This window comes from Chryseobacterium sp. IT-36CA2 (genome assembly GCF_949767875.1).
GTDB lineage: Bacteria > Bacteroidota > Bacteroidia > Flavobacteriales > Weeksellaceae > Chryseobacterium.
The window spans coordinates 628,821-650,483 of the sequence record NZ_CATKPG010000021.1 but is presented as its reverse complement, the minus strand read 5'-3'; the positions used below and the strand labels follow the sequence as shown (position 1 = coordinate 650,483).

Annotated in this window: 21 protein-coding genes; 2 read left to right on the top strand and 19 right to left on the bottom strand. The window is 35.3% G+C overall.

All coding sequences use genetic code 11. The annotated features are described in order from the left end of the window. Positions 1–4: 4 nt before the first annotated feature. From glmM to ACM6F9_RS14445, 5 genes are all read right to left on the bottom strand, one after another. Entirely contained in the window at positions 5–1,387 is a 1,383-nt protein-coding gene (glmM, locus tag ACM6F9_RS14465; protein WP_414846358.1) for a phosphoglucosamine mutase, read from the bottom strand. 64 nt (positions 1,388–1,451) lie between these two features. Then, on the bottom strand, positions 1,452–2,468 hold the full coding sequence (locus ACM6F9_RS14460) for a DUF4421 family protein (RefSeq protein ID WP_414846357.1): 1,017 nt from the start codon (positions 2,466–2,468) through the stop codon (positions 1,452–1,454). A 218-nt stretch (positions 2,469–2,686) separates the two neighbouring features. Then, entirely contained in the window at positions 2,687–4,720 is a 2,034-nt protein-coding gene (gene feoB, locus ACM6F9_RS14455; RefSeq protein WP_414846356.1) for a ferrous iron transport protein B, read from the bottom strand. Next, complete coding sequence (locus tag ACM6F9_RS14450; RefSeq protein ID WP_414846355.1) at positions 4,720–4,974, bottom strand: FeoA family protein; 255 nt, start codon at positions 4,972–4,974, stop codon at positions 4,720–4,722. Before ACM6F9_RS14450 ends, feoB begins: the two co-directional genes overlap by 1 nt. A 133-nt stretch (positions 4,975–5,107) precedes the next feature. Next, positions 5,108–6,004 carry a GLPGLI family protein gene (locus ACM6F9_RS14445; RefSeq protein WP_414846354.1) on the bottom strand — a complete coding sequence of 299 codons (897 nt, stop codon included), beginning with the start codon at positions 6,002–6,004 and terminating at the stop codon, positions 5,108–5,110. A 183-nt stretch (positions 6,005–6,187) separates the two neighbouring features. Between ACM6F9_RS14445 and ACM6F9_RS14440 the strand changes: the two genes are divergently transcribed. Beyond that, on the top strand, positions 6,188–6,685 hold the full coding sequence (locus tag ACM6F9_RS14440; RefSeq protein WP_414846353.1) for a DinB family protein: 498 nt from the start codon (positions 6,188–6,190) through the stop codon (positions 6,683–6,685). A gap of 57 nt (positions 6,686–6,742) precedes the next feature. On the opposite strand, the gene ACM6F9_RS14435 is transcribed toward ACM6F9_RS14440, so the two are convergent. Next, positions 6,743–9,442 (bottom strand): hypothetical protein, encoded by a 2,700-nt coding sequence (locus ACM6F9_RS14435; RefSeq protein WP_414846352.1) that lies wholly within the window; start codon positions 9,440–9,442, stop codon positions 6,743–6,745. Between the two features lie 452 nt (positions 9,443–9,894). On the opposite strand from ACM6F9_RS14435, the gene ACM6F9_RS14430 reads away from it, so the two are divergent. Beyond that, complete coding sequence (locus ACM6F9_RS14430; protein ID WP_414846351.1) at positions 9,895–10,776, top strand: cupin-like domain-containing protein; 882 nt, start codon at positions 9,895–9,897, stop codon at positions 10,774–10,776. 57 nt (positions 10,777–10,833) lie between these two features. On the opposite strand, the gene ACM6F9_RS14425 is transcribed toward ACM6F9_RS14430, so the two are convergent. From ACM6F9_RS14425 to ACM6F9_RS14365, 13 genes are all read right to left on the bottom strand, one after another. Continuing rightward, a complete protein-coding gene (locus ACM6F9_RS14425; RefSeq protein WP_414846350.1) occupies positions 10,834–12,558 on the bottom strand; it encodes a hypothetical protein in 1,725 nt (574 codons plus the stop codon). A gap of 122 nt (positions 12,559–12,680) precedes the next feature. After that, positions 12,681–13,409, bottom strand: coding sequence for a metallophosphoesterase family protein (locus ACM6F9_RS14420; RefSeq protein ID WP_414846349.1), 729 nt, complete (start codon positions 13,407–13,409; stop codon positions 12,681–12,683). Between the two features lies 1 nt (position 13,410). Continuing rightward, positions 13,411–13,953 carry an RNA 2'-phosphotransferase gene (locus ACM6F9_RS14415; RefSeq protein ID WP_414846348.1) on the bottom strand — a complete coding sequence of 181 codons (543 nt, stop codon included), beginning with the start codon at positions 13,951–13,953 and terminating at the stop codon, positions 13,411–13,413. After that, on the bottom strand, positions 13,950–14,984 hold the full coding sequence (locus ACM6F9_RS14410; protein ID WP_414846347.1) for a hypothetical protein: 1,035 nt from the start codon (positions 14,982–14,984) through the stop codon (positions 13,950–13,952). Before ACM6F9_RS14410 ends, ACM6F9_RS14415 begins: the two co-directional genes overlap by 4 nt. A 37-nt stretch (positions 14,985–15,021) precedes the next feature. Then, positions 15,022–15,978: an ADP-ribosylglycohydrolase family protein gene (locus tag ACM6F9_RS14405; RefSeq protein WP_414846346.1), complete on the bottom strand. Its 957-nt coding sequence runs from the start codon at positions 15,976–15,978 to the stop codon at positions 15,022–15,024. Further along, positions 15,978–16,664 (bottom strand): SIR2 family NAD-dependent protein deacylase, encoded by a 687-nt coding sequence (locus tag ACM6F9_RS14400; protein WP_414846345.1) that lies wholly within the window; start codon positions 16,662–16,664, stop codon positions 15,978–15,980. The genes ACM6F9_RS14405 and ACM6F9_RS14400 overlap by 1 nt, the downstream gene beginning before the upstream one ends. Then, positions 16,661–17,245, bottom strand: a complete 585-nt coding sequence (locus ACM6F9_RS14395; RefSeq protein ID WP_414846344.1) for a hypothetical protein — start codon at positions 17,243–17,245, stop codon at positions 16,661–16,663. The genes ACM6F9_RS14400 and ACM6F9_RS14395 overlap by 4 nt, the downstream gene beginning before the upstream one ends. Before the next feature lie 16 nt (positions 17,246–17,261). Further along, positions 17,262–17,897, bottom strand: coding sequence for a DUF4291 domain-containing protein (locus ACM6F9_RS14390; RefSeq protein ID WP_414846343.1), 636 nt, complete (start codon positions 17,895–17,897; stop codon positions 17,262–17,264). Beyond that, a complete protein-coding gene (locus ACM6F9_RS14385; RefSeq protein WP_414846342.1) occupies positions 17,894–18,709 on the bottom strand; it encodes a TIGR02452 family protein in 816 nt (271 codons plus the stop codon). Before ACM6F9_RS14385 ends, ACM6F9_RS14390 begins: the two co-directional genes overlap by 4 nt. Beyond that, on the bottom strand, positions 18,699–19,127 hold the full coding sequence (locus ACM6F9_RS14380) for an ADP-ribosylation/crystallin J1 (RefSeq protein ID WP_414846341.1): 429 nt from the start codon (positions 19,125–19,127) through the stop codon (positions 18,699–18,701). Before ACM6F9_RS14380 ends, ACM6F9_RS14385 begins: the two co-directional genes overlap by 11 nt. Before the next feature lie 12 nt (positions 19,128–19,139). Beyond that, positions 19,140–19,610: a macro domain-containing protein gene (locus ACM6F9_RS14375; protein ID WP_414846340.1), complete on the bottom strand. Its 471-nt coding sequence runs from the start codon at positions 19,608–19,610 to the stop codon at positions 19,140–19,142. Positions 19,611–19,679: 69 nt separating this feature from the next. Next, entirely contained in the window at positions 19,680–20,750 is a 1,071-nt protein-coding gene (locus ACM6F9_RS14370) for an adenylosuccinate synthetase (protein ID WP_414846339.1), read from the bottom strand. A gap of 56 nt (positions 20,751–20,806) precedes the next feature. Continuing rightward, positions 20,807–21,661 (bottom strand): hypothetical protein, encoded by an 855-nt coding sequence (locus tag ACM6F9_RS14365; RefSeq protein WP_414846338.1) that lies wholly within the window; start codon positions 21,659–21,661, stop codon positions 20,807–20,809. Positions 21,662–21,663: the final 2 nt, after the last annotated feature.

The window sequence follows — 21,663 nt, the reverse complement described above, 5'->3', positions numbered from 1 at the left end:
ATTTTTAGATTAAACTCTTGATTTTAGCAATGATATCATCTCCTAACTGATCTGCTTCCTCCTGAGATTTCGCTTCAGTATAAATTCTGATAATCGGCTCTGTATTGGATTTTCTAAGGTGAACCCAATTGTTTTCAAAGTCTATTTTCACACCATCTACTGTAGAAACGTCTTCATTCTGATATTCCTGCTCCATTTTACTTAAGATTGCATCTACATCAATTTCCGGTGTAAGTTCTATCTTCTTTTTACCCATGAAATAGCTTGGATATCCTGCTCTTAATTCGGAAACCGTTTTATTTTCTTTGGCTAAATGCGTTAAAAATAAGGCTACACCTACTAAAGAGTCTCTTCCGTAGTGTAATTCAGGGTAGATAATTCCTCCGTTTCCTTCTCCTCCGATCACTGCATTTTTCTCTTTCATCAAAGTAACAACGTTTACTTCTCCTACAGCACTTGCAAAGTATTCTGAATCGTGGGCATTTGCTACATCTCTCAATGCGCGGCTTGAAGAAAGGTTGGAAATTGCAGCCCCTTTTTTATTTTTCAACAGGTAATCTGCAACAGCCACCAAGGTGTATTCTTCCCCGAACATTTCGCCTTTTTCGTCAATCAAAGCCAGTCTGTCTACATCTGGATCTACTACCACTCCTAAATCAGCTTTTTCTTTCTTCACCAATTCACAAATGTCTCCCAAATGTTCTTTCAACGGTTCAGGATTATGTGGGAAGTGACCTGTTGGTTCACAGTATAATTTAATGGTTTCACAACCTAATTTATCCAAAAGCATAGGAATAGCTATTCCTCCGGTAGAATTTACCGCATCAAGAACAATTTTAAAGTTTTTCGCTTTGATTGCTTCCACATCTACCATTGGCAGATCCAGGATCTGCTGAATATGGATATCAAAAGCATCGTCTCTTGTTTCGTATTTTCCAAGATCATCTACTTCTGCATAGTTGAAGTCTTCGTTTTCTGCTAAAGCCAGTACTTCCGCTCCGTTTTCACCACTGATGAATTCTCCTTTTTCGTTTAATAACTTAAGGGCATTCCATTGTTTTGGGTTGTGAGAAGCGGTAAGGATGATTCCTCCGTCTGCATTAAGCTCAGGAACCATTACTTCTACTGTAGGCGTTGTAGAAAGCCCTAAGTCTACCACATTGATTCCCAATCCCTGCAAAGTAGCCGTTACCAGGGAAGAAACCATTTGGCCAGAAATTCTGGCATCTCTTCCGATGATAAGGGTAAGGTCTTTTTTATTTTTATTATTCTGAAGCCAGGTTCCGAATGCGGATGCGAATTTTACCACATCCAGTGGTGTTAAGTTATCATTTACTTTCCCACCAATGGTTCCGCGAATTCCGGAAATAGATTTTATTAACGACATTATGTTTTTAATTTATAGTTTTTCTAAATTTTCCTGAGCAAAGATACTTAAAAGACCTTTCAACTTATAGAATGGGAATCTTTTTTTGGATTTTATCATAGGTATTTTTCACAACTTTCGGTGGTGCAAAACGATATCCTATGTATAAAAGGCCATAGAGGTTATTATTCTCTACGGTCTGGTTGTTTTTCTGATCGTAGGAATTGGCGTTAAAATTCATTTTACCCCCGAACAAAAAACGATCTGTATTATAACCTACGTGCAGACCTCCCTGCATTCTTATAGTAGCGTACTGCGCATTTTCTTTTACTCCTCCATTTTCAAAATCCCTGTAACTAGAGAATTTTCCTCCAATTCCAACAGCCAGGTAGGGAGAGATATTTACTTTTGTCCCAAGTACCCAATTATAGAAATATCCGATATTACCTCCAATATTGTATTGGGTTTCTTTGTCTTTTACTCCATCAATGGTATTTCTGAAAATAGTAAGATCATAATCTACAAAAGGAACCCAGCTTCCACGGCTTTTCTTTTGCCATTCACCCTGAGTATAGATTGTTCTTGCTGAAAAATTTTTATTGAGAATATAGGACGTAGAACCTCCAAAACTTTGCACTCTAAGATCAGGAAACTGAAGATATGGATCTCTTCCTTCCTCCCACTGTGGGAAAAGGTCTTTCATATTTTCCACATAAAAGCCTCTTACATTTTTATAATATAGATTCTGGATGATTCTTCCGGGAAAAAACCTGAAGCTGAAATCGGTATACGAACTTTTCCCTTTCATATTGTCATCATTATTTCCATCTAAAAATCTGGGAGCAAATGACAATGTTGCACTTATGATTCTATAATCTACTGAAACGGATGTTTTTGTTTTATTATTGATGGACAAGACGGTCTTATTGGCATTTTTGCCTTCTCCTTCTGTAAAGACATAACTCTCAATATTGGTATCAAGGTTCACACGAATCATTACCTGGTCTGCATAAGACTTGGTATTTGCGGTATCCGACTGTGCTTTTACCTGAAGGGCAAATAAAGAAAATAATACAGGTAATCCTGCTTTTAAAAAATTCAAATCGAATAATTTTCGTTAGAAAAATGAATTTACTACATTTTTTTCAATTATCCGATGAATGCAATATTAAGAACAGCCGCAGTCTTTGTCGCAGTTGGTTCTTTTGGAGCTGAATTTCTTGGGTGCGAAATTCTTTTTAAGTACTTTAAATAATGAATAACAGGCGAATGTTACAATTAATGCAATAAGTACGTACTGAATAATTAATGATGAGTCCATTACTTTAAAATCTGGTATACTATCATCGACACAAAATATGCCAAACCTGTCATCATGACTACCTGAAAGCCGGTCCATTTCCAGCTTTTGGTTTCTCTGTAGACTACTGCAAGTGTAGAAACACACTGCATTGCAAATGCGTAGAAAAGAAGAACCGAAATTCCGGTTGCAAAACTGAAGACTTTTTCTCCGTTGGGTTTTACATCTCTTCTCATTTTATCAATTACTTTTACTTCCGGAGCATCATCTTCCAGACTGTAAAGGGTAGACATTGTTCCCACGAAAACTTCTCTCGCTACGAAACTTGTAAGGATTCCTACACCCATTTTCCAGTCGTAACCAAGCGGAGCGATTACAGGTTCTATTCCTTTACCCATTTTAGCAAGGTAAGAATGATCCAGGTGAACGTCTGCAGCTACAAATTCATTTGTTTTCTGGCTCGGCCCGAAATAGCTCAGGAACCAGATGATGATACTTACGATGAAAATTATTTTTCCGGCCCCGGTAATGAAGTCCCAGACTTTTCCTAAAACCATTTTCAAATCATATCCGAAAAGTGGTTTTTTATAGGTAGGAAGGTCCATTACCAGATATGTTTTTCCTTTGCTTTTAATAAATCTTTTAAGGATTGCGGCTGAGAATAAAGCAACCAGGAAACCAAGGAGATACATTCCCATCAAGACCAGTGCTTTGTATTTTATTCCCAGAAATGTTCCTTCTGAGATAATCAGTCCGATGATAATACTGTATACCGGAAGTCTTGCAGAACACGTCATAAAGGGTGTTACCAATATGGTCAGCAATCTTTCTTTTACATTTTCAATATTTCTTGTAGAGATTACGGCGGGGATTGCACAGGCAGTTCCTGAAACCAACGGAACGATACTTTTTCCGTTAAGTCCGAACGGACGCAGTAATCTGTCCATCAGAAATACAACTCTCGCCATATAACCCGAATCTTCTAACAGATAAAGGAAATACAACAGAATTCCGATCTGTGGGGCAAAAACTACGATACCTCCTATTCCGGGAACGATTCCGTTTGAGATCAATGAATTAATGGGTCCTTCGGGAAGATGTTCGCTGGTGAATGCTGCCAACCATGAGAAGGAACTTTCAATCCAGTTCATTGGATATTCTGCAAGGAAGAAAACACTTTGGAAAATTACCAGAAGAATGAGTAAAAAGACTACATATCCCCAGAATTTATGAACTAATACTTTATCCAGTTTTTCAGTTAACAATTCTTTGAACTGGGCTTTTTTAGAAATGACATCCGCCAGTATCTTGTCTACATTCTGATATCTTCTAACGGTCTCCTGAACCTGTAACCTTTTCGGAACCAAACTTTTAGAATCGGATTCGTTTAGTTGTTCCATCACAGAGCCAATTCTTCCAAGATCTGTTCCCAGTGAAAGGCTCATCCAGGCTTTATATTCATTGTCGAAACCTTTGTGTGCCGCCAGTTTCTGAATAAAATCTCTGTGTTCGTTAGGGGTTTCAAAAGAAAGGGTATTTGTTTTTACAAACTCGTTATTATAAACCGCTTCCCTTACTTCGTCAATTCCTATATGTTCTTTGGCATTGGTCTGAATAATTTTAATGCCCAATGCTTCAGAAAACTTTTGAATATCTATGGTAATTCCTCTTCTTTCTGCCTGATCAATCTGATTGACGATCAAAATCATTGGAATACCAAGGTCCTGAATCTGCTGAAACAGAAGCAATCCTCTTTTTAAACTTAATGCTTCAAGAATGTAAACAACCCCCGCATAGTTTTTCTGCTCATCGATAAGATATTTGGAAAAAATAGCCTCATCTTCTGAGCTCGGATATACGCTGTAAGAACCTGGAAGGTCAATCACTTCCACTTCTTCGTTTTTATAAGTATAATTCCCTGAATGGCTTGCAACGGTAACGCCGGCATAGTTTCCGGTCTTCTGCTTTTTGTTGCAAAGCGTATTAAAAACCGTTGACTTTCCTACATTAGGATTTCCGACTAAAAGTATCTGTTTTTTCTTGTTTTCCTGCATTAATTCAATTCTTCAACAATGATGTAATCTCCTTCTTCCTCACGAAGAGCAATCCGGCTTTTTTCAGCTCCAAACTCCACATACATAGGCCCATTGAAAGGCGCCTGATACAAAATTCTGAAAACGGTCTCCGGAAGGAGCCCCATTTCAATGATTTTATTGGGCATTTTAAGATGGTCGTTATCATATCCCAATATCTTCCCCATTCTATTTTTAGGGAATCCACTTAATTTATGTAATCCTTTCTCTCTCAAAGCCTAATTTTTAGTCCTGCAAATATACGCTATTTAAATTTAATCTAAATAACGTTTGGATATAAAAGAAATCAACCCAAACACATTACTGTATCTGGGTTGATTCAAAATATAATTTAGTTGATATGAATGCTTATTTTTTCTTCTTGTCAGAAGCTTGTTCTTTTTCTATCGGATTATCATTAGCACTGAAAAAATCTTTAGCCATTTTTTCTTGCTTTTTTGCCATTTCTCCAATTGTTATATCAGATCCTGGCATTTTCATATTCATCATTTCTGGAGTAACTTTTTGACGAAATTCAGCCATAGGATCTTGTTTAAAGCTAGCATAAGCCTTTTCAAACTTATCTTTTGTTGTAGGAGTTACAGTTTGAGGAACTCCATACTTTGCATTGATCTTATCTGAATTGGACATTTCTTCATAGTTTTCAATCTTCTTATTTCCACTTAGTTTCCAAGAATAGTTTTTCTCTGAATCTTCAATTTTAACAATTAACCCAGGAAGCCCGTAAAATTTATATGGCCCATCTTGAAAAGGAATATCTGTACTAAACCAGGCAGTCCATTTTCTTCCTCCAAATTCTGTAGTTGCTTTCTGCGTATTATATTCCCCTACTTTTTCTTTTTCTGATAAAATGTTCCAATTGAATTTAATATCATCATCATAACCAAATAAATTCATACTCACTCTATCAACATACTTCTCCTTCATTTCAGGATAAGTTTTAATAATCTTATATGAAAATTTAGGCATTTTAATAAGCTTCGTTATATCCTTCCAGCTTTTTGTTTTTTCCATTTCGTCAACTGCAACTTTAATAATGGAATCCTGAGCTGGAATTGTATAATCCTGATAGATTGATTTTTTGGGGGTAATATCAAGAATGGTGATAATTTTATCCAGTTTTGCCGAGTCTTTCTTCGGCTTAAAAGTCAGTTCATAAAAGAAACGGTTAGCGGTTTCTTTTGATTCCTGAGCTCCTGCAAATGCAAAAAGAGCAATAAGAAATATGGAGAATAATTTTTTCATTATTTCAAGTTTTATATAATTAGTTATCACATGTCTTCTTTTGTTACACTTTTTTTAAAATTTTATTTTTTAGAAAAATATTCATCTCCTCCAGATTATATGAAGATTAAAAAAATTATGATTCTCTTAAAACAGTTTCATTTTTAAAACACTTACCTTTAAGTTTATAAAAATCAAAATATTATGGACACGTTATCTCAATTAAAATCCGAACTGGAGGGAGAATTCCAAACCACAAAAAAATTTATTGAACTGTTCCCAGAAGGAAAAAATGACTTCGCTCCTCATGAAAAAAGCATGAAAATGATGCCTCTTGCTACCCACCTTGTGGAAGTTTTTGAATGGCCTAACACTATTTTGAAAACTTCTGAACTGGATTTTGCTAAAGGCGATTACAAACCGACCGTTCTTTCTACAAAAGATGACCTTATGAAAAAACTGGAAGACGATTATCAGTCAGCAAAAACTGCATTGGAAAACAGCACTGAAGATGATCTCAATCCCAGCTGGACGATTAAAAATGATGGTCATGAACTGGCAAGCTGGAGCAAATACGGAGCAATCCGCCATGCTCTAAACCAGATTACCCATCACAGAGCTCAACTGGGTGTATATTACAGACTGAACAATATTCCTTTGCCGGGAAGCTATGGGCCTTCAGCAGACCAGCAAAGTTTTTAATTTTAATACATCATTATATCTCAACAAAAAACCAATCCGGATGGATTGGTTTTTATTTTATTTAAAGTTGAATTTTACGGTAAACATGACTTGGCTTGGGCGGAGCTGATATCTCGTATATGTAATATTCGTAGTATTAATATCATACGTTTCAAAAACTTTTTTGTTCGCGATGTTCATCCATTTCAGTTCAAAATCAATTTTCTTTTTAGCCCAAGTAAACTGATATGATATATCATAGAATCCATTATGATATTTTTGATCCGCTGCATTTGTATTTACCTGATCCCAATTAAATCCGACAGTATGATTTTCCATTGGATAGAAGAAAACTCCTAGATTATGAGTAAAACCTGTTCTCGTAGCATTAGAGTTTAATTCTCCAACACTTGTTTGTTTTGTTCTGGTAAGACTTGCATTATAATCAACGCTCATCCAGCTGAAATAGGTATTATTAAATTTAATTCCAAATGACTGGCCGTTGTTTTTATTGGTATATGATTTATCATTCAAAAAGGCATCGGATTCTGTTGTATTGTTGCTATAGCTAAGTGATGCGTTCGTTTTAAACTTTGGAAAATATTTTCCAACCTCTACACTATATCCATTACTTAATACATGATTGTCCTGCTCTTTATATTTCATTATGGTATATCCCCCACCGTTGATCTCCGGATTTGAAATTAAGTTTCTCTTTGCATCAGAATATCTGTAATTAGCATTGAAGAATAAATTATTTAATGGATTTCTATATTCTATTCTTGTTCCTGCAGATTTATTGTTATTCTGAGGAATTGGATTGTTAATATCCATTGCTCTAATTCCCTCAGGTGACGTCATTAAGAACCCTGAATATGCTGTATTTATTTCTCCAAAATTATTATTAATATTAGCATTTACGGATGCTTTCCAGAATGAAGCAAATGAATATTGTGCAAAAATATTAGGTTCAAAAGTTACTTTATTTACAGATTTTGAAACGAGTCTTAATGGATCATCCGCTTTAATATTGTTTGAGTTTACCGGAAGATTGGCATAGATCATCCATGATTCACTTTTATAATTTATCCCTAAACTTCCGTATGGTGTAGCTATGGTGTAATTTAAATCATTACTATATGCCTCTGATTTGGGATCTTTATCAGGATTGGTAGACGGAATTGCTTTCACATTTGACAAATCAGACATCAGCCCCGTACTTTTAAAATTAAATCCAACTTCAGGAGTAAATGTCCATCCTTTAGCAGAAAAACCAATATTAGCAGAATGATTAGCTTCAAAAGTTTTAAGTCTTAAACTCTGTGTAGCAAACTCTGTATCAGGTACCGGCTTAAATCCAGGGATATCCAAATAAGATGACGGAGACACTTCCAAAGTCTGTCTATCTGTTTGGTAACTTACATAGGATAATAGATTTACCATTTTTTCCTTCCATGGAATAATTGTACTCAATGAGTTCTGGAATGATGTTGTAGGAGATTCAACACCTTCGTTAGCGTTTCTTAGTATACCGGTTTTTGCATCTGTTCTATCAACAATTCCTCTATCTGCATTCCAATATTGAGAGAAGCTTGTGGTGTTTTTAAAGAATCCTTTTTTGGCATTCTTTGTAAATATTAATTCTCCTTTTGCTTTATCTGTATAAAATTTATTCAAGGTTTTTATAATAGTAGAAGCTCCTCCAAAATAATCTGTCTGACTATAAGACTCTCTTTCTACTGCATTGTTGGTATAGTTTGCGTTAGCTTTAAGTTCCCATTCTTTTTTCTTATCAATATTGGTAAGGTAGTTGGCTGATAAATAATGGACATTATTCATCAAATATCTTTTTACCGGAAGATTAGGTGTGCTTGCATTTTCTACATTCAGCCAGTCATTTTGAGAAGCATTGATTCTCTTACCTTCATACCTATTACCAAAAGCCAGAATATTCCCTTCATTCTCCACCTGTTCACCCATATTATTGGTTTTGTAATTGACTACCCATTGGCTTTTCTGTCCGAAAAACATTGGGGTCAGTTTTACATTCCAAAGCCATGGATCTCCGAAGCCTGTTCCTACTTCTCCTCTCCCCGTCATGGTAACAGAGTTTTTCAGCTTAATATTAATGGCTGCCTGATCTGAAGGCACTTTATCCTGAAGAATTTTTACCGGCTGGTGATTCTCAAGAACTTCTACTTTCTGTACAGCATCCTTTGGAAGAGAGTTGTTGATCGTTCCATAGCCACCTTCCATAAGGTCTTTTCCGTTTACATAGAATTTATTGATGGCATTTCCCTGATAAAGAATTGTTCCGTCTGTATTTACTTCAATTCCCGGGATCTTCTTCATAACATCCGCAAGGGTTCTGTCATTTTTGCTGTTGAATGCTTTAAGATCGTAAGAAATGGTATCACCTCTTGCTGTAATCATTTTGGTTTTCAGCTGTACTTCTTTAATTTCAGTGGCTTCAGACTGCATTTTGAAACTTAAGGTCTGATCACTATTGCTGATTTGTCTTGTAAGAGGTTTCTGATTGAATGCTTTCACTTTAAGATCCACATTAGCTTCAGCGGAAGTGAAAGTTACTTTATATTCTCCTTTAGAATTGGTAATTCCGTAAGCCAGAATAGCATCTTTGCCAGGTTCTTCTATGGTTACACTGGCACTTGGTATGGCAACCCCGTCATCATCAGTGATCTTTCCTGATACCGTTTTCTGTGCAAAAGTAAGCACAGTAAAGAAAAGCATCAGAAATAAAGAAATATTTTTTTTCATACCTATTATTTGCTCAATTAGTTAATCATTCTCGTTTTTTGTTACACTTTTTATAAAGATGAATTTTAAAGATAAAAGTTAAATCAATATCACTACAAACATAGTGATATTTTTTTTACTCTTGATTTATTTTTTAAAAAGGATGTTATCTTCAGACTAATTTTCATTCAAATTGCCATTTATTATACAGTTGATTACTTTCATTTAAAAATTATATTTGGCATACAAAATCTTCAAAATTTTTCATCATTTATTTTTCAAAATTCTGTAACAAAACCAGCATTAACATTATCATATTGAGTATAATAACAACAATTTTCAGCAGAAGAAAAAATTTTAATATCCTTATTTAGACTAGATAGTAAAATCTGATTTGAATCATAGATTAAAAAAAAATTAAACACGATTATCTAAATATATATTTAATAATTTTGTAACATAAAATTTATAAAATGGGAATTATTTTAAAGCCTATAGATGTTGTAGAAGACATTTCAAAAGAAGAATTTTACGAAAAATATCTGAAGCCAAGAAGGCCCGTTGTCATCAGGAATATGGCAAAAAACTGGCCGGCTTACCAAAAATGGACGATGGAATATATGAAGGAGGTTGTAGGAGATGTGGAAGTTCCGCTATATGACAGCTCAAAGGCAGATCCTTCTGCTCCCATTAATGCTGCTGCTGCAAAAATGAAGTTTGGAGATTATATAGATCTTATACAGAAAGAGCCTACTGATCTCAGAATATTTCTTTTCGATCCCATAAAATATGCTCCTAAGCTTTTGGAAGATTATATTTCTCCTAAAAAATTAATGGGAGGCTTTCTGGATAAATATCCCAATATGTTTTTTGGTGGAAAAGGATCTGTAACGTTCCTTCACTTTGATATTGATATGGCTCATATCTTCCACACTCACTTTAACGGAAGAAAACATATTCTTCTTTTTGATTACAAGTGGAGAGAAAGACTTTACCAGATTCCTTATGCAACATATGCACTGGAAGATTATGATATTGAAAATCCAGATTTCACAAAATTCCCGGCACTAGATGGTGTAGAAGGAATTGAATGTTACCTTGAGCACGGAGATACTTTGTTTATGCCTACCGGATGGTGGCACTGGATGAAATATCTGGACGGAAGTTTTTCTATTTCTTTAAGAGCCTGGGACAAATCATGGGCAGTAAAAGCACATTCTCTGTGGAACCTTACGGTACAGCGAAAATTTGACGACATTATGAAGTCCAATTTCAAAAACAGTTATATGGATTGGAAAGAGAAGATGGCTGTTAAAAGAGCAGAAATGGCCTTGAAAAGAGGCTTACCAAGATAATTAAAAGGCGTTTTTTTGAAACGCCTTTTTTTAGTTTATTTATTCAATATCAATAATTTACAATACTCTATAAACAGGATATTGCCTGAACGTTTTTTCTTCAAAATAGGGAGAATGTCTGTATACCCAGTCTAACTGTGCATCTCCATCTTCAGACAATTTTTTATCTGATGCTTTAGCTGCTTCAAAAGCTTCTTTCAGTTTTTTGTCTTTTTTCAACAGTTCTGCAGCCGTATCTTCAAAAATATAGGCGGAATAATATTCTTTCTGAGCCAGAATCCCATCAAAAAAGTTCCAGTTGAAAAATGAGTCTAATGCTTCAGGTTCAAGGGTTTCTATCATATATTTTACACCATTCTGGTTGGTAGAAATAAGATAGTCTCCCGCAGCAAATGTCATATTTTTATGGGAAGTATCAACCATAGTTTCAAAATGCAGATAATGCCCTTCGTAAGGGTTTTTAACGGTTTTAAAATCTTTGATTTTATAGGACTCTACCGCTATCGTACTGTCTTTCAGTATCGGTTTCATCTGAATTTTATTTCTTTTAAATTCTTCAATCACACGATACTGCGACTGTGGAATCACATAAAACTTTGGAATGGTAATATATCCTGTAGGAACTGCTGTTGTAAACAGTTTTATATTCTTTGTAAAGGGTTTGTTTCTATCATAATACAGTCTTGGTTTCCCTGAAACTTCACTGGGTTTATATTTTCCTTCATATCCTTTAAAATCCATGGTAGAAAATTTCGTAGAGTCTATTTTCCAACGGATTCCGTATTGCTTTCCGGCTTGGTATTGCTTTAAGTTTTCTATGCGGAGCTGCTTTATCTTTTGATAATCTTTATCTAAATTCTGCAGGTTGACTAACATATATTTGTAAGTGGCATCTACTCTTTTGTCATAAGGCTTCAGCATATGAGTTTCGGGGACGGTGCCTAAAGAGTTGAAAAGGGAAATATATCCTGTAGAATATCTTGGAGAGTCTTCAAATGAAGCAAATCCTACTTCGGGAACATCTCCGTGAATATTGACATAAGGAGTGCTTTCATAGCCAAGTTTTTTCATATCCTCAAGGTTTTTAGCCTGATAGTCATTATAGAAATAATTTCCGAGGGTATTTCCCAGACGTTCTTTAAAGGTAGAAATATAGGTGAATGTATATTGATAATCTGCTCCGTTGCTTACATGGTTGTCAATGAAAACATCCGGTTTTAACCATTGATAGATTTCCTGAAAGCTTCGGGCATTTTTAGAGTCTGTCTTGATAAAATCTCTGTTTAGGTCATAATTCCTTGCATTTCCTCTGAAACCATACTGTTCCGGACCATTTTGATTGGCTCTGGAATAGGAACCTCTGTTTAGCATTCCACTGACATTATAAGCAGAAATGGCGGCAATGATAAAATTTTGTGGAGTTTTAATCTTTTTAGTCGCCAAGTCCCTCATCATCATCATCGTAGCATCTATTCCGTCCGGTTCTCCAGGATGAATGCCGTTGTTGACGAAAAGAATAGCTTTCTCTTTTCTTAGTTTCTCAAGATCTTTCTCAGGAAAAGGGTTATAAACTACTACATAAATTGGTTTCCCGTTGTCATCTTCTCCTTTTTTAAGATATTGAATGGTATTGAAATTTTTGGACAGATCCTGATAGTAGCTGTTCATTTCATCATAGGTAACCGTCTGGTTGCCATTTCCTTTTTCAAAAGGGGTCTGAAATGATTTTTGAGCTAGAAACAAGGTAGAACTCAGGGTGAATAAAAGATATTTCAGTTTCATTGAAGTCATATTTTCAGACTTTAAAATTAATCATCTTTTGTGAAAGGGCGAATAAGTGAAATTGTTTTAAAATAAAAATCTCACAGGTATTATAACTCTGTGAGGTTTGTTTCTCTCGTCTTTTAATTTCTTCCATTTTCATTGGGGTACAAGGATGGAAGTGGATCACTTTGCCAGAATTGTTTGGTATCAATATCCATGATGGATAAAGATCCGGTATAAGCAGCTCCCGTATCCATATTCCAGATGTTGGCTTTATTGGCCGGTATTTTAATTCCAATTTCAATAGTGGGAGTATGCCCGATGAATATTTCTTTATACAAAAGCAGTCTTTTAGGATATAATTCGGAATTCTTATTCAGTTTTTTATCCATTGCAACAGCGGTTTCCCAGAGGGTTCTGTCCCAGCGGTAATTGCTTGAATAAACTTCTTTTTCCGGACCGTGCATAGAAGCATATCCTGCATGAATAAACAGCCTGTTCTGCTCATCAATATGATAATTTTTCATCCTTTGAAAGAATTCGAGGTGAATATCCAAGTCTTCAAGAGAATAACCCGCATAGCTTTCTACCGTTTTTTTTCCTCCATTAAAAAGCCATACATCAGGATTTTGTCCAAATGCCAGCCAGTCTTCACACCATGCATCATGATTTCCTTTGATGAAAATACATTTTTGCTTCTCGGAAAGTTCGATTAAGAACTGTATAATTTGTGAAGACTCACTCCACCCGTCTACATAATCTCCTAGAAAAATCAGTTGGTCATTTTCTGTGACTACTGCTCTTTCAAGAATCTGTTTTAAAGCTTTAAACCCTCCGTGGATGTCTCCTATGACTAATGTTCTGCTCATTTTACTTTGAAATATATTTTGCATCTACAAAATCTGTCAGCCATACTCCGTTCGCAGACTGATAGAAAGATAATCCTTCCTGATGCATTGTTCCGGTTCTGATGGTCAAAATCACAGGTTTGCCGTGTCTCATTCCGACCTTTGCAGCAGTCTCTTTATCAGCACTTAAGTGTACATGCTGGCGGGTTCTTTTTTCAATTCCTTTTTCTAAAATGGAAGAAATATTGGCTTCTGCTGTTCCGTGGTAAAGAAACTCAGGGGGTTGTTTGGCTTCCAAATCCAGATCTATATCAATAGAATGTCCCTGACTTGCCCTGATCATAGTTTTGTCTTCGTTAAAAGCAAAACGTTTTTTATTGTTGGTTTCTACTACCTCATCTAATTCTTCGGGAGTAAAATATATTCTTCTTTTGGCTGATTTCGTTCTCAGCTCTTCAATATCTGCCCAACCGTTTTCATCCAGCATAAGTCCAATACTTTCTGGCTGATGACGTAAAATCAGGCTTAAAAATTTACTTATTTTTTTCTTTTCTATTTCGTTCATGGTTTGTTTTTTAATTGTTCAATAAGATTCCTGATCGTAAAATAATCCTGTTTTATCTGATCATAGACTGATTTTTCCTCATCGGATATTCCGGCCAGAATTCTTTTCTGTTCATAATAATAGTGTTCAAAATCTTCATCATTATTTTCCATTTTATTTTCCATTTCTAGATAATCTCTGATCATTGCATCATCTAGATTGTATGAAAATAATTGTTCTTTTATATAGTTAGACCAAAAAGCATCTTCATCATATTGTTCTTTTCTCAGATCAGCAATCTTCTTTTTGCTTTCATCTGTTATCCGGTAGTGATTCAGTTTTCTCCACAACAGATCATCAATAATACCTTCTCCAAATTCTCCCCGGTCAACTATATATTGAGGGTCATAGATCTTTAAATATTGTAGGAAGTCTTCATTTTTATTCGGATAAATAAATATATTCCGAAGATACATTCCTAAGCCGAAAAATCCACCCAGCTGGTCAAATTTTTCTGCTAATGACTTGTTCTTGATTTCATTGATATTTTCTTCGTTTAATTCTTCGTTTATTAAAAAATTAACGGCTTCTTCAACTGTATTTATTTTTGATCTTTTTTCATCATAATATTTTGCTGAAATTTCTTTTTCCTTTTCAGTAGGTTCTGATATGTTATTATCAGAATCAACCCGTTGTTCAAAATAATCATACGGAATAATTTCTCTATTATTTGTATTCAAATATATCTTTAACCTGAATTCAAAAAATCTTTTTTCTTTTTCCAATATATCTCTAATATCCTGTCTGAGTTCTTGACTTTTACCAGAAATTCCAATCACCTTAATTTTATCATCAATCAAAGTATTAAGGCAATTTAATTCCTCAATATCGTTAATAATCAAAGCCCTATTATCCAGTCTGGTAAAATGAGATATTTTTTCCTCATTTATTTCAAATTTTACAAGAAACTGTATCCGTTCTTCAGAAGTTTCCGGAATCTTTCCAATAATAAAGTACAGTGGAAAATGAGAAGGAAATTCTTTAAAGTTCATCATCATCATTTCTGATAATTCTTTTTCTGAAATAAATCTATACAGGTTTATCAATGTTGTACAGTTTTGTATTTAGCTTCTCACACAATTTCTCAATATCATCCTTCCTCACGAGTTCTGCAATCCATTCCTCAGGAATATTTTCATATCCATAATAAATTCCGGCAATTCCTCCGGTAATGGCTCCTGTTGTATCTGTATCTTCTCCGAGATTTACCGCTTTCAAAGCAGCTTCAGAATAGCTTTCTGCGTTTAAAAAACACCATAGAGAGGCTTCCAGGCTGTGAAGGACATATCCGCCACTCTTGATTTCATCTTCAGGATATTGAGAAATATCATTTTTTAGAATTCTTCCGAAAAGTTCAATTTCATTTGGATTAAATTCCTGTTCTTCAGCATAATCTAATGCAATTTTTTGTGTATAAGCGTATGCTTCTTTTTTGCTTTTCTCTTTCAACAATTGAATGGCAAAAATAACATAGATGAAACAGGCAAAAACAGAACGGAAATGCCCGTGAGTTATTGCTGAAACCTCTTTTACAGTCAGATAGAGTTTCTGAATATCATTTTCTTTCTCAAGATAAAAGGCAAGGGGAAGGATTCTCATTAAAGAACCATTCCCGTTATCTTCTTCAAAAATATTTCCTGAAAATCTGGCACTTTCACCTTTGATTAATCTTGCCAGAGCATGTCTTGTTGTTCCTCCTATATCGAAAAGCCTTCCGTGGGCAGTCCAGTGACCGTATTTATTCCATTTTACAAAACTCTGCCCGATTTTTTCCAGATCATAGCCTTTTGTAAGCTCATCCGCTAAACAAAGAGTAAGAGAACTGTCATCACTCCAAGTTCCTTTTGGTTGGTTCCAGGACATGTATTCCAGCATCTTTGTTACAGGAAAACGTTTTAAATCTTCTCTTTTTTTGAATTCTACAGGAACACCAAGAGCATCGCCAATGCAAACGCCCATGATTCCTGCTTTTACTTTGTTTTTCATCAGGCTAAATTGACTAATTTATCAAACAATAATTTCATTCCCTGTGTAGCTGTTTCTTTCATCACTACGGCTCTTTGTCCATAGCCAAATCCTGTTTCATTAGGATTGATGACGATTAGAAGGCTGTCGTCTTTAATATCATGAATCAATCCAGCTGCCGGATATACCTGCAAAGAAGTTCCGATTACCAATAAAATATCGGATTCTTTCACAATTTCTCTCGCTGTCTGATACAAAGGAACATCTTCTCCAAACCAAACGATAAATGGTCTTAATTGCGCCCCATCTTCTGCTTTGTCTCCGATATTGATATCCTCTTTTTGTTCATAAATTAAACCTTTATTATTACAAGAACAGGATTTGAACAATTCTCCATGAATATGAAGGATATTAGTAGATCCTGCTCTTTCGTGAAGATCATCAATGTTCTGGGTAATAATCTGAACTTCGAAATGTTTTTCCAGCTCTGCCAATAAGTGATGCGCATCGTTGGGCTGTACTTCATGAAGCTGGCGTCTTCTCTGGTTGTAAAATTCCAGGACTAAGGCTCTGTCTTTTCTCCATCCTTCCGGACTTGCCACATCCGTTACATTATGATTTTCCCAAAGACCATCTCCGTCTCTGAAGGTTTTTATTCCGCTTTCGGCACTGATTCCTGCGCCGCTTAATATGGTTAGTTTTTTCATTGGTTTTTAATTTTTTCTATTAAAACTTGGAATGCAACAATAAGCAGCACGATGATAATAAAAGGCGCCAATAGGATTCCTAAAATGATATTTCCTATTTTTTCAAGTAGTTTTGGTCCAAATTTCTTTTTCGTTTTGTCATTGATAAAATCTACAAAATTTTCTTTATTTGTAAGCTCTTTAGCATATCCCTGCCAGTCATAATTTGTGATGAAATCTCCAAAAACATAAAGATCAGGAGATTTAGGATCTGATAAATTAAAAAAATAAAATATTTCAAAATCCCGACAAACAAGAGGTTCGTAATTAATATTATACAGGAAACAAAAAAGACTTTCTGAACTTAACAAGTCTCTTTTCTTCAAAGCCTCTTTCAATTGACTTTGGTATTTTTTCAGCTTTATAACATCATTTTCCACAGGAAAAACGTTTGATTTTTTTCCTGCATTCTTAAGATAATAAATATAGGTTTCAGGAAACTGCAGATTCAATTCTTTCTGAAGAAAGGCAATCTCTTCAATCGTCAGTCCAATATTAGGATCTTCAGGTTGATCTACGAATCTGAAATTATATTTTTTCACTTTTTTAAAAATTCTTTTATCTTAAATTGAGTTTTTTATTTAAAACCTCATCATCAAATAATAGCGGCCTTTCTTCGGGAATAATGAGATTATCTAGATCATCGTTCAATACAAACTGATATTGCTCTGTTACAAAATCTGAAATATTTTCGATAAAAAGAATATCATCCTTAGCAAAAGACCTAATAAATTCATTCCTCAAACCAATCTGTATGGCTCTCCGTTCCAGTTTATTTCCAAAAGGATCATGATCCGGATCCCACTGCAATCTCACTGAAGATTCTTTTATCTGCTTCTGCCACTCATCTCTGGACATCCCAAAACTTGTATTGTAAGAAGAATATACCGAATTTTCCAGATATTTTATAAAAGCTTCTTTCTTCAAATGAATTGCCAAAACACTTTCCTGACCTTCTTTTTTACCCCATCCATTTCTGTACATCATCCAAAGAAAATTTGGCTTTATCCATGTCATTCTTTCAAGGCTGAAACCTCCACCGAAGAATTGATTCTTTACTGCAAATTCTCCAATTTCTTTTCTATAAGACTGATACACTATAATTTTCTCATCATCATATTGAGCCATGATGTGATATCCTTGTTCAGGCCAAACCTGTAGTTGTTCTTTATATTTTTTTAATTTGATTTTCATTGTATTTCTTCAAATGGTTTCAGCATTTCTTCTTTTTTCGTAAGCACCGCGAAAACCACTCTTTTAAATTTATTTTTATATTTCCCCTCGATATATTTTCTGAATAATCCGGCAATCTCTTTTGGGTCATTTTTGAAAACACCACATCCCCAGGCTCCTAAAATAAGCACTTCATTTCCTTTGTGCAAAGCCAGCGAAAGCATTTTATCCATTCTGACATCCATGGCAGGTAGAATTTCATGTTCTCTTTCCGGTTCCCGGCGTTTTACAACCCCAGCATTGACTGCCGGAGAGGTGATGAAATTGCACAGAACGGGTTTAAGCAGCAATTCTCCTTTATCTTTCCTAAAAACGGGAACTTTAGGACTATAAATCATTGTATCAGTATAAAAACAAGATTCCATTGCACGGTGAATCGTATAATAATCCCAAGCCTGAAGTAAGCTTTCATATAAACCTGAAGTTCTTGCCAGACTTTCTTCCTGTGCTTCTGCACCATTGATAAATCCTCCTCCGGGATTTTTTGCTGATGCAAAGTTCAGACACATGATCTTTTCCTGGTTTTCTTCTTCGGCTAATTGTAAAATTGCTTTTAAAGAACTGCATTTCCAGGTTTCAATTTTGGTTTCAAAACTGGTTTCCGGCATCGGAGATTCTTTTATTTCAGAAAGTTGTTCCGGAGTGAAAAGAACGGTTTCTTTTTTACTGATTTCCTGTTCGTTTTCTATATTTATTTTTTCGTTATGTTCGTTTATGTAATATTTTTTGGCAAGGATATCTAAGGTATCTTTTGCCATTCCTTTATTTGTCATTGTTTAATTTTTTTATTTTCAACATCAAGTCTTCCAATTCAGTATTTCCAGCTTTCTTAAAATCATCTCCTATGAATACTTTTATTACTTTGATGTCTCCTACAATTGCATTATTAAAGCTGTTCAGCTCTTCGGAAGGAACCCATAGTTCGTTGTGGTTTCTAGCTCCTACATTCTGTGCAGGATATTGATCTGCCACTTCTTCCTGCACGTCAAATTGGGTTACAAAACCAAGATAGTTTCCTGCTTCGTCTCTGGTGTTCCATTTTTCTGCAATCTCAGAAGCATATTCTTCATTAAGAACAGGATAAAAAATGGGTTGCCATTCCAGTCTTGGAGGAAATTTTTTAAATCCGCTTTCTATAATTAAGATCATTTCCTTTTCTCCTACTGGTCTATATAATGTTGTTGTTTTCATGGCTTTCGTTGTTTATTCAAAATCATACACATATACTTCCACATCACTTGCAAGCAATGTTCTTTCAATTAGGGGTTCTATTTCTTCCCATTTTCCTCCTGCTAATCCACATCCTATTCTCGGCATATGTACTGAAGCTTTTTTTTGTGAAGCTTCATGAGTTAGTTTCAATAAACAATCTTCCACTGCATCATACCTTATTGGTGGAACATCTGAATGTGTAATAATCTTATGCTGAGCAATCATATTGCAGATCCAAATATCCTCTTCCGTCTGAACTAGTTGGATTTCTCCAAGGTTAAAATGTTCTTTACTTTTAAACCACTCTCTGTATTCTTTTTCCGGCTGTTTCCATCTTTTTGAAATGGCAGTTACAAATCCTTTTCCCCAACATCCAATGTCATTACAGATATGAGCAATTATTTTATTCCCTTCAGCGTCAGGACGGGTAGCATCACCCTTTATATAGTGTATTGTTTTCATGGTTATTATTTTCTATCATTAAATATAAAATTAAAGCTTTTATCCTATGCCTGATTTCTTCTTTTGAAATTAAAAAATCTGTTTAAAATCTATTGAATACGGAGAATAAGATCCGTAAGCGTTATTAAATTCAACCTCAAGGTTTTCCAGTTTAAATTGTTCATCAATCTGATCCAGACAGGTAACAACTAAATTCTTTTTAGTCGGGAATACATAAGCTCTATCCAGCTTTAAGGCATAATTCAGCAGTTTGTAATCTATTTGCCCAGTTCTGAATTCTTTCTGATACTCATTAAATGTACAGGTTTCTTCTTCATTATTTTTCAGATTCATTTGTTTTTCATTGCTCATCCAGCCGTTTCCGTGGCGGGTTGAGTAGCTTCTGGTCACATAATACATTTCAATGTCTTCAATTTTTAAAAGCTTACAGATCTCACAGGCATTTTTTGATGTAGTATGTGCATAGGTCACATTGGGAAAAACGCCGTGATCCATATCGAGTAAAATACCCTGACTTCCTTCAAAAATAAGGTCATCAAACGAAGCAAGGTAGTTATAATCATTTATTTTCCAGTCAATTGCTTCCACAGCATTTAAAAAAGGCTGTAAAAGTTCTGTGATCTCATTTTCATCTGCAAAACCATAGTAATAGGCAATTCCTTTCAGCTTTTCTATCAACATTTCTTTGGGTGCTATGAGGTCTACGGCAAATAGTTTATAGGGACTTTCGTTTCTTTTCATCGTGGCTCCTACTCCTTTTCCGCAGGTTCCGTGTTCCAGATTACGGGCATTTGTTCTGTTTTGCCATACATCAAAAGGAGTTGTGATTTTCGCCAAGGGATGAATATGAAGCTCCACATTTCCATTCTTTGTCTTTAGCTCTTCTCTTTCATTCAATAGAAAAACCGGATGAATGGTACAATGCTCTGTAAAATAAGAAGGCAGGCCGCGAAGTGCTCCACTCGCAAAGCTGGAATGCACATGCTTTTTTTCATCAATCATAACGGTATGCGCCGCCTGCTGTCCACCTGAAAACCTAATTACAACAGCCTCCGGATTCTGAGAAGCCAGAAAATCTGTGGTAATGCCTTTTCCTTCATCACCAAAACCAAGTCCTATTACTATTTGCGCCTTTTTCATTTCTTTTTATTTTTTAATCCTTAATCGCAACATCTTCTGATGATAATCCCAGATTTCTAAAGCATTTGAAACTGATCTAAACCTCCTGTTTCTGTTGTTCCGAAACTTTGATTTTTAAACTTATCACAGATGATATTTTTAATAACATTAGGAATCTCCCTGTGATCTGCTATGGATACACAGTTTTGTCCTAATAATTCTTTCCATCCTCTATCTGCCCTCAATGCCTGATCGGAATGCAGAACACTGATATGGTATATTTCATATTTTTTCTTTGCTTCTTCCAGCAGTTCAAAATAAGTATAAGTTTGCTGCCCTTTTCCCATAATTTCTCTGATGGCTGATGCAGAAAGTGTTTTTAAGCAAGGTTCATCACCTACGGTAAACAGTAATCCTTTTTGTCCTCTTTTTTCAAAAGCATCTGTTCTGGTGTGAAATGCTGCAAAATACCACGCTAAAAGATAGCTTTCACCCGCATTTCCGCCGCCTCCGGATTCAATATAAGTCCTAGTAAGCCACATATCCAGTTCTTCATCTCCTGACTCAAATTGTCCTACCTGAAGCGGATAGCCATCACATTCATGATCTCCAATTCCAAGAAATAATAAGGCTGGATCAGGAACACCTCCCTGGATAATACCTCCCATTAATTTTGGTAGTCCATCTCTAATTAACTCATGGGGAATATGTCCCATACTTCCTGTAACATCCAGTCCTAAAATAATAGGAACTGAATTGGGATGAACTTCTGAGTCTCTGGATTCTCTGAACGAAATTCCGTGAGGATTCATGGATTCGTGGGCCATTCTTTTGGCATTCTGGGTGAAAATTTCTCCCGCGGATTTTGTTCCGTAACCTGCTTTGCTTGCTCTGTCATAACGAGCGTCTAAATCGTATCTTGTACTTCCCATGA

Coding starts and splice junctions, on each gene's coding strand:
- glmM (WP_414846358.1), bottom strand. CDS start 1,387: ATGTCGTTAATAAAATCTATTTCCGGAATTCGCGGAACCATTGGTGGG.
- feoB (WP_414846356.1), bottom strand. CDS start 4,720: ATGCAGGAAAACAAGAAAAAACAGATACTTTTAGTCGGAAATCCTAAT.
- ACM6F9_RS14445 (WP_414846354.1), bottom strand. CDS start 6,004: ATGAAAAAATTATTCTCCATATTTCTTATTGCTCTTTTTGCATTTGCA.
- ACM6F9_RS14440 (WP_414846353.1), top strand. CDS start 6,188: ATGGACACGTTATCTCAATTAAAATCCGAACTGGAGGGAGAATTCCAA.
- ACM6F9_RS14435 (WP_414846352.1), bottom strand. CDS start 9,442: ATGAAAAAAAATATTTCTTTATTTCTGATGCTTTTCTTTACTGTGCTT.
- ACM6F9_RS14430 (WP_414846351.1), top strand. CDS start 9,895: ATGGGAATTATTTTAAAGCCTATAGATGTTGTAGAAGACATTTCAAAA.
- ACM6F9_RS14425 (WP_414846350.1), bottom strand. CDS start 12,558: ATGAAACTGAAATATCTTTTATTCACCCTGAGTTCTACCTTGTTTCTA.
- ACM6F9_RS14420 (WP_414846349.1), bottom strand. CDS start 13,409: ATGAGCAGAACATTAGTCATAGGAGACATCCACGGAGGGTTTAAAGCT.
- ACM6F9_RS14415 (WP_414846348.1), bottom strand. CDS start 13,953: ATGAACGAAATAGAAAAGAAAAAAATAAGTAAATTTTTAAGCCTGATT.
- ACM6F9_RS14410 (WP_414846347.1), bottom strand. CDS start 14,984: ATGAACTTTAAAGAATTTCCTTCTCATTTTCCACTGTACTTTATTATT.
- ACM6F9_RS14405 (WP_414846346.1), bottom strand. CDS start 15,978: ATGAAAAACAAAGTAAAAGCAGGAATCATGGGCGTTTGCATTGGCGAT.
- ACM6F9_RS14400 (WP_414846345.1), bottom strand. CDS start 16,664: ATGAAAAAACTAACCATATTAAGCGGCGCAGGAATCAGTGCCGAAAGC.
- ACM6F9_RS14390 (WP_414846343.1), bottom strand. CDS start 17,897: ATGAAAATCAAATTAAAAAAATATAAAGAACAACTACAGGTTTGGCCT.
- ACM6F9_RS14385 (WP_414846342.1), bottom strand. CDS start 18,709: ATGACAAATAAAGGAATGGCAAAAGATACCTTAGATATCCTTGCCAAA.
- ACM6F9_RS14380 (WP_414846341.1), bottom strand. CDS start 19,127: ATGAAAACAACAACATTATATAGACCAGTAGGAGAAAAGGAAATGATC.
- ACM6F9_RS14375 (WP_414846340.1), bottom strand. CDS start 19,610: ATGAAAACAATACACTATATAAAGGGTGATGCTACCCGTCCTGACGCT.
- ACM6F9_RS14370 (WP_414846339.1), bottom strand. CDS start 20,750: ATGAAAAAGGCGCAAATAGTAATAGGACTTGGTTTTGGTGATGAAGGA.
- ACM6F9_RS14365 (WP_414846338.1), bottom strand. CDS start 21,661: ATGGGAAGTACAAGATACGATTTAGACGCTCGTTATGACAGAGCAAGC.